This window comes from Kitasatospora putterlickiae, assembly GCF_039527695.1.
Classification (GTDB): domain Bacteria; phylum Actinomycetota; class Actinomycetes; order Streptomycetales; family Streptomycetaceae; genus Kitasatospora; species Kitasatospora putterlickiae.
Genome location: NZ_BAAAKJ010000320.1, coordinates 1 through 4,942 on the forward strand (window position 1 = coordinate 1; position 4,942 = coordinate 4,942).

At 73.0% G+C, this 4,942-nt stretch carries 7 protein-coding genes; 4 read left to right on the forward strand and 3 right to left on the reverse strand.

What is annotated here, in order from left to right; translation table 11 throughout:
* Positions 1 to 100: 100 nt before the first annotated feature.
* The gene (locus tag ABD308_RS30215; protein ID WP_344341876.1) at positions 101 to 523 is read right to left on the reverse strand and encodes an arsenate reductase ArsC; all 423 of its coding nucleotides are present in this window, start codon (positions 521 to 523) and stop codon (positions 101 to 103) included.
* A gap of 116 nt (positions 524 to 639) precedes the next feature.
* On the opposite strand from ABD308_RS30215, the gene ABD308_RS30220 reads away from it, so the two are divergent.
* Together ABD308_RS30220 and arsB are read left to right on the forward strand one after the other, a co-directional pair.
* Complete coding sequence (locus ABD308_RS30220) at positions 640 to 945, forward strand: ArsR/SmtB family transcription factor (protein WP_344341879.1); 306 nt, start codon at positions 640 to 642, stop codon at positions 943 to 945.
* On the forward strand, positions 945 to 2,033 hold the full coding sequence (arsB, locus tag ABD308_RS30225) for an ACR3 family arsenite efflux transporter (RefSeq protein ID WP_344341882.1): 1,089 nt from the start codon (positions 945 to 947) through the stop codon (positions 2,031 to 2,033). The genes ABD308_RS30220 and arsB overlap by 1 nt, the downstream gene beginning before the upstream one ends.
* Positions 2,034 to 2,104: 71 nt before the next feature.
* Here the strand turns inward: arsB and ABD308_RS30230 are convergent, their stop codons facing one another.
* Both ABD308_RS30230 and ABD308_RS30235 read right to left on the reverse strand, forming a co-directional pair.
* A complete protein-coding gene (locus tag ABD308_RS30230; protein WP_344341885.1) occupies positions 2,105 to 2,578 on the reverse strand; it encodes a GNAT family N-acetyltransferase in 474 nt (157 codons plus the stop codon).
* Between the two features lie 59 nt (positions 2,579 to 2,637).
* On the reverse strand, positions 2,638 to 2,991 hold the full coding sequence (locus tag ABD308_RS30235) for an ArsR/SmtB family transcription factor (protein WP_344341888.1): 354 nt from the start codon (positions 2,989 to 2,991) through the stop codon (positions 2,638 to 2,640).
* Positions 2,992 to 3,114: 123 nt separating this feature from the next.
* Here ABD308_RS30235 and ABD308_RS30240 point away from each other — a divergent pair, with 123 nt between their 5' ends.
* Positions 3,115 to 4,488 carry an NAD(P)-binding domain-containing protein gene (locus ABD308_RS30240; RefSeq protein ID WP_344341891.1) on the forward strand — a complete coding sequence of 458 codons (1,374 nt, stop codon included), beginning with the start codon at positions 3,115 to 3,117 and terminating at the stop codon, positions 4,486 to 4,488.
* Positions 4,489 to 4,613: 125 nt separating this feature from the next.
* A partial coding sequence (locus ABD308_RS30245; protein WP_344341894.1) for a hypothetical protein occupies positions 4,614 to 4,942 on the forward strand: 329 nt, incomplete at its 3' end.

Below are 4,942 nucleotides of genomic sequence, written 5' to 3' on the forward strand. Positions count from 1 at the left end.
GTGGACGGCTGTGACCTGCGACGGTGAGGTCGGCGGGGCGGAACTCACCGGCGCGCTGTCCCGTGGCGATGAATCGGGTCCGGCTTCAACCAGGGCGCGGTCAGCCGGCCGTGTGCTTGGCGTCGATCTCGGCGACCAGGTCCTCGATCAGGGTCTTGATGGCGTCGCGGATCGGGCGGACGGCTTCGACGCCCTGGCCTGCCGGGTCGTCGAGCTTCCAGTCGAGGTAGCGCTTGCCGGGGAAGTACGGGCAGGCGTCGCCGCAGCCCATGGTGATGACGTAGTCGGACGCCCGAACGGCCTCGGTGGTGAGGATCTTCGGGCGCTGGTCGGAGATGTCGATGCCGAGCTCGGCCATGGCGGCGACGGCGGCCGGGTTGACCTCGTGGCCGGGGGCGGAGCCGGCGGAGCGGACCTCAACGCGGTCCCCGGCAAGGTGGGTGAGGAAGCCGGCGGCCATCTGGGAGCGGCCGGCGTTGTGGATGCAGACGAACAGCACGGAGGCGAGCGGCGCGGCGGTCATCAGTGGGCGGTCCTTCGTTCGGGTCGGGCGTCCGGGCCGGGGTGGCCACAGCGGCAACCGCAGGACGCGTCAGCCGCCGCTGGTGTCAGTCCCGGCTGATGTGAAAGTATCAGCCCATGGTGATGTCAGTCGACACTGAACTGTTGCGAGTGCTGTCCGACCCCCTGCGGCTGCGGATCGTGACCCTGCTGGCCCGCGAGACCCTGTGCACCACGCACCTGGTGGAGGAGACCGGCGCCCGCCAGACCAACCTCTCCAACCACCTCAAGGTGCTGCGGGACGCCGGGGTGGTGGACACCGAGCCGTGCGGGCGCTTCACGTACTACCGGCTCAAGCCGGAGGTCCTGGAGGCCCTTTCCTCGCAACTCGCCAGCCTCGCCGCCACCGCCCGCGCGAACGCCGACGTGAAGAGGTCCTGCTGATGCCCCGCACCGAACCCGCCACCCAGGCCAGGCCCGAGGCGGCGTCGGTGGCCGGGAAGCTGTCCTTCGTCGACCGCTACCTCGCGGTGTGGATCCTCGTCGCGATGGCCGTCGGCCTCGGGCTGGGCCGGCTGATCCCCGGGCTGAACGACGCGCTGGCGAAGGTGGAGGTCGGCGGGATCTCGCTGCCCATCGCGCTCGGGCTGCTGGTCATGATGTACCCGGTGCTGGCGAAGGTCCGCTACGACCGCCTCGACACCGTCACCGGCGACCGGAAGCTGATGGCCTCCTCGCTGGTGATCAACTGGCTGGTCGGGCCCGCGGTGATGTTCGCCCTGGCGTGGATCTTCCTGGCCGACCTGCCGGAGTACCGCACCGGGCTGATCATCGTCGGGCTGGCCCGCTGCATCGCCATGGTGATCATCTGGAACGACCTCGCCTACGGCGACCGCGAGGCCGCAGCGGTCCTCGTCGCCCTGAACTCGGTGTTCCAGGTGGTCATGTTCAGCGTCCTGGGCTGGTTCTACCTCGACCTGCTGCCCGGCTGGCTGGGCCTGGGTGAGGGCGAGCACCTGGACGTCTCGATGTGGAAGATCGCGCTCAACGTCGTCGCCTTCCTCGGCATCCCGCTCGTCGCCGGGTTCCTGACCCGCCGCCTCGGGGAGAAGAGGCTCGGCCGTGAACGCTACGAGAGCGGCCTGCTCCCGAGGATCGGCCCCTGGGCCCTGTACGGGCTGCTGTTCACCATCGTGATCCTCTTCGCCCTCCAGGGGAGGACGATCACCTCGCAGCCGCTGGACGTCGCCCGCATCGCGCTGCCGCTGCTGGTCTACTTCGCGCTCATGTGGTTCGGCACCTTCGCCCTCGGCAAGGGCCTGGGCCTCGGCTACGACCGCACCGCCACCCTGGCGTTCACCGCGGCCGGCAACAACTTCGAGCTCGCCATCGCGGTCGCGATCGGCACCTTCGGCGTCACCTCCGGCCAGGCCCTCGCCGGGGTCGTCGGCCCCCTCATCGAGGTGCCCGTCCTGATCGCCCTGGTCTACGTCTCGCTGGCCTGGCGCCGGAAGTTCGCCCCGGCAAGCTGACCGACGACCGCCGCGGCAGACGGGCCCGCCCCCAGATCGGGGGCGGGCCTGTCCGCGTTCGCCGGGGCCGGTCAGTGGACGGCGGGGCTGCGGCGCTCGATCAGCACGGTGTCGCGCCAGCGACCGTGGTGGCGGGCGACGCGCTCGCGGGTGCCGATCACGCGGAACCCGGCGCGGGCGTGCAGGGCGAGGCTGGCGGTGTTCTCCGGGAACACCGAGGACTGGATCGTCCAGATCCCGGCCTGCTCGGTGGAGGCGATCAGCGCGGCCAGCAGCGCGCCGGCGACGCCCCGGCCCCGCGCGTCGGGGTGGACGTAGACGGAGTGCTCGACCACCCCGGCGTAGGCGGGACGCGAGGAGACCGAGCTCACCGCGGCCCAGCCCAGCACCCGGCCGTCGGCGCCGAGCGCGACGTGCCGGTGGCCGGGCAGGCGGGCGGCGTCGAACGCCTCCCACAGCGGGATCTCGGTCTCGAAGGTGGCGTTGCCCTCCTCGATCCCGGCCCGGTAGATGACCAGGACCTGTTCGGCGTGCTCGGGCAGCATCGGGGCGAGGGTGAGTGCGGGGACGGCGCGGGGAGCCGGCCGGTGGCGCGGGTCGGGCATCAGCGGTCGAGGTCGAGCAGGGCGGCCATGCCGGCCACCACCGACGGGGCGACCCGGTAGTACACCCAGGTCCCGCGCCGCTCGGAGGTCAGCAGCCCGGCCTCGCGCAGCTTCTTCAGATGGTGGGAGACGGTCGGCTGGGACACCCCGACGTCCTGGATGTCGCACACGCACGCCTCCCCGCCCTCCGCGGAGGCGACCTTGGAGAACAGCCGCAGCCGCACCGGGTCGCCGAGCGCCTTGAACATGGCCGCCATCGTCACCGAGTCCCCGACGGACAACTCCGCCGAGGACAGCGGCGCGCAGCACGGCACGGCCTCGGGCTCCAGGACCGGCAACTCCAGATTCGACATGCGTCTATGTTGACATCTGTCGATCCTGGGTGGCAAGGTCGGAACCGTCAGCACATCGACGTTTGTCGAATCAGATGGGTTCGGTCGAACCGGCACCCGCCCGTCCCGAAGGAGACCACCGCCATGACCTCCGCCACCGGCCTGCCCGTCCTCGTCATCGGCGCCGGCCCGATCGGCCTGGCCGCCGCCGCCCACCTCACCCGGCGCGGCCTGCCGGCCCTGGTCCTCGAAGCCGGGCCCGCCGCCGCGGCCGCGGTGCGCGAGTGGGGCCACGTGCGGCTGTTCTCCACCTGGGCCGAACTCCTCGACCCCGCCGCCGAGAAGCTGCTGGCCCCCACCGGCTGGACCCGCCCCGATGCCGCCGCCTACCCCACCGGCGCCGACTGGGCCGAGCAGTACCTCCAGCCCCTCGCCGACGCCCTCGGCCCCCGCGTCCGCTACAACACCCGGGTGACCGGCGTCGCCCGCTCCGGCCGCGACCGCGTCGTCGACTCCGGCCGCGACGAGCAGCCCTTCACCGTCCACCTCACCCACGCCGACGGCCACGAGGAGCGGATCACCGCCGCCGCCGTCATCGACGCCTCCGGCACCTGGAACACCCCCAGCCCCGCCGGCGCCGACGGCCTGCCCGCCCTCGGCGAGCACGCCAACACCGCCCACCTCTCCTACCGCGTCCCCGACCTCGACGACCCGCAGGTCCGTGCCCGCTACGCGGGCCGGCGCACCGCCGTCATCGGCTCCGGCGCCTCCGCGTTCACCGCCCTGGCCGCCCTCGCCGACCTCGCCAAGACCGAACCCGGCACCCACACGGTGTGGGTCCTGCGCCGCGGCATCACCGGCTCCACCTTCGGCGGCGGCACCGCCGACCAGCTCCCCGCCCGCGGGGCGCTGGGCCAGGCCGCGAAGGCCGCCGTCGAGAACGGCCACGCCACCGCCCTCACCGGCTTCCGCACCACCGCCATCAAGAAGAACACCGACGGCCGGCTCGCCCTCGTCGCCGAGGACGGCACCCGCACCGAGGACCTGGACGAGGTCATCGTCCTGACCGGCCTGCGCCCCGACCTGTCCTTCCTCGGCGAACTGCGCCTCGGCCTCGACGAGCGCCTCCAGGCCCCGACCGCGCTCGCCCCGCTGATCGACCCCAACCAGCACTCCTGCGGCACCGTCTACCCCCACGGCGTCAACGAGCTCTCCCACCCCGAACAGGGCGTCCACCTCGTCGGCGCGAAGTCCTACGGCCGCGCCCCCACCTTCCTCGCCCTCACCGGCTACGAGCAGGTCCGCTCCGTCGCCGCCCACCTCGCCGGCGACCACGACGACGCCCAGCGCGTCGAACTCACCCTCCCCGAGACCGGCGTCTGCGGCGGCGCCGGCCTCTTCGACCAGCCCGACGCCCAGCAGGACACCGAAGGCGGCTGCTGCGCCACCCCGGCCGCCCCCCAGCTCATCTCCCTGGGCACCGCACCGCAGTCGTCCTGCTCCACCGGCGCCTGCTGACCGCCACCCACCCTCACAAGGCCGCAGCCGGGACCGCTGGTCCCCGGCTGCAGCCCTGCTCGTGGTGATCTCCGAAAACTCACCGGCCTGCCGTGACCGTGGTGGTGCCGGCGAGTTCACCGGTCATGACGAACGTGACCGTCCGGGTGGACGAGGTGGACCTCGAGGACGAGGACCAGGAGCAGCGGGAGCGCGAGCAGCGGCACGTGGTGAACGGGCTGCTCGCCGAGGCGGGCGAGGCGGGCCGGCGGGCGGCCGGATGGGTGCGCGAGCTCACCGGTCGGCAGGCCGAGGAGGCGCACCGCACGGTGCTGGGGCGGGCGGCCGACGCGGTCGAGCAGGCCTGCGGGCGGGAGGTCGTGCCGGGCGGAGAGGGACAGCTGGACGAGGAGCTGGCCTACAACCTGGCGGCCGGTGTCGTCACCGGCAGTCCGCTCGCCGCCGCGCTGCCCGA

What these genes read in the sequence shown, in the direction of transcription:
- ABD308_RS30240 (WP_344341891.1), top strand. Translation starts at nt 3,115, where the DNA reads ATGACCTCCGCCACCGGCCTGCCCGTCCTCGTCATCGGCGCCGGCCCG.
- ABD308_RS30235 (WP_344341888.1), bottom strand. Translation starts at nt 2,991, where the DNA reads ATGTCGAATCTGGAGTTGCCGGTCCTGGAGCCCGAGGCCGTGCCGTGC.
- ABD308_RS30230 (WP_344341885.1), bottom strand. Translation starts at nt 2,578, where the DNA reads ATGCTGCCCGAGCACGCCGAACAGGTCCTGGTCATCTACCGGGCCGGG.
- ABD308_RS30220 (WP_344341879.1), top strand. Translation starts at nt 640, where the DNA reads ATGGTGATGTCAGTCGACACTGAACTGTTGCGAGTGCTGTCCGACCCC.
- arsB (WP_344341882.1), top strand. Translation starts at nt 945, where the DNA reads ATGCCCCGCACCGAACCCGCCACCCAGGCCAGGCCCGAGGCGGCGTCG.
- ABD308_RS30215 (WP_344341876.1), bottom strand. Translation starts at nt 523, where the DNA reads ATGACCGCCGCGCCGCTCGCCTCCGTGCTGTTCGTCTGCATCCACAAC.